2 protein-coding genes are annotated in these 1,027 nt (G+C 63.2%); one reads left to right on the top strand and one right to left on the bottom strand.

Annotated elements, in window-relative coordinates:
• The coding region (locus ACFFWD_RS29215) for an SPW repeat protein (protein ID WP_376971215.1) at window positions 1–240 on the top strand (240 nt) is incomplete at its 5' end.
• Between the two features lie 52 nt (window positions 241–292).
• Here the strand turns inward: ACFFWD_RS29215 and ACFFWD_RS29210 are convergent.
• A partial coding sequence (locus tag ACFFWD_RS29210; RefSeq protein WP_376971213.1) for a glycerophosphodiester phosphodiesterase occupies window positions 293–1,027 on the bottom strand: 735 nt, incomplete at its 5' end.

Genomic DNA, 1,027 nt, shown 5'->3' with positions numbered 1-1,027 from the left:
ATCACCGGCATCGCCATCGCGATCCTTGCCGTCGCGGCGCTGGCGGCATTCGCGGTGTGGGAGGAGTGGCTGAACCTCGTCGTCGGGTTGTGGGCGCTGGTTTCACCCTGGGTATTGGGCTTCCAGGGAACCACCGCGATGACGGTGCATGTGGTTATCGGCGCGGTGGTCGCGATCCTGGCCGCGATCGAGCTCTGGATGCTGAACCAGATCCCGCCGCGGCTGACCACCGGCCGCTGAGAGGCTGAGGTCGCTTGAGATCCCCGCCGGCGCGGCAAAGCGCCGCGCCGGCCTAATCAGGTCTGGCGCTGCGGCCGATAGTGCGGTCGACGTCGGCAACCGCCCCGTAGAGGCGCTGCCGCGAGAGCCAATGAAGGTCGTTCATGTGTTGCACGATTCCTACCACAACCGGCACGTGGTGGCGTCGCGCAAGCTGCTCAAGCGAGAAAGCGGACCACCAGGCGCGAAAAGCGACTCGCGTCCAAGCGCGCGCGTCCCAGCCGAGCAGGAGGACATCCGGCGCATACCTACGCACCGCACGATTCAGGTTCCACGGGTACATGACGATGATGCCCAGGCGCACCGGTCGCGCACCCTCCCACGGAAAGGATCTTGCGACGGCGGCAAAGGCAAATACGACTGAACGACGGGCCACGTTGCTGGCAACCAGCCTCTCGATGACTCTAGAGACAAGTCCCGTCTCCTTCACCTCCACAAACAGTTCAAGGTCAGTTGGTGAAAGAAGCGACAGTGCCGCATCGAGGGTAAGCGCATTCTCGACATGACGCGGCGGGTCATGTGACACCACCAATGTGTCGGAATCCGCTGCAAGGCAGACGTCGAATTCGACACCAGATATTCTGCCGTCACGGGCGGCACGTGCGAACGCGGCGAGCGAGTTTTCACCCGGACCCGCGGACCATCCACGATGCGCAATCAGCTTCATGACGAGGTCCGTAAAGCCAAGCTGCGCGCGCCATGCAATCTCCCCGTAGAGAGAAATGTCAATCCGCGGCCACGACGTTGA

Origin of the sequence: Bradyrhizobium erythrophlei (assembly GCF_042430365.1) — a bacterium.
In the GTDB taxonomy this organism is placed as follows: domain Bacteria; phylum Pseudomonadota; class Alphaproteobacteria; order Rhizobiales; family Xanthobacteraceae; genus Bradyrhizobium; species Bradyrhizobium erythrophlei.
This window is presented reverse-complemented; position numbering and strand designations above follow the sequence as displayed.